The 265-nt window shown below is 50.6% G+C and carries 1 protein-coding gene; it reads left to right on the top strand.

Translation table 11 applies throughout. The features are described 5' to 3' along the window. Nucleotides 1-193, top strand: a 193-nt coding sequence (locus IV91_RS15930; RefSeq protein WP_035417890.1) for an ATPase domain-containing protein, incomplete at its 5' end; no start/stop codon positions are given. Nucleotides 194-265: the final 72 nt, after the last annotated feature.

The following is a 265-nucleotide window of genomic DNA, read 5'->3' as shown; positions in this document are numbered from 1 at the left end:
CATCGTGCAGCGTTATGTCGAAATCTCGGGCCAATTCAAACGCGTCATCTCGGTCGTCAAAGTCCGCGGCAGCCAGCACAGCAAGGACATCCGGTTATACGACATTACCAACGAAGGCATTGTATTAGGTGAGGCTTTGTCTGCGTACATTGGAATCATGACCGGTAGCCCGACCGGGGATCTTGTGGCATAGATGAATGAGGGAGCTGTAATGAATAGAAATGATGAGGATGGCGTTTCTGATACTGGAGATCCAGGTTCACGG

It is taken from the genome of Ferrovum myxofaciens (assembly GCF_000735045.1).
Taxonomy (GTDB): domain Bacteria; phylum Pseudomonadota; class Gammaproteobacteria; order Burkholderiales; family Ferrovaceae; genus Ferrovum; species Ferrovum myxofaciens.
This window is presented reverse-complemented; position numbering and strand designations above follow the sequence as displayed.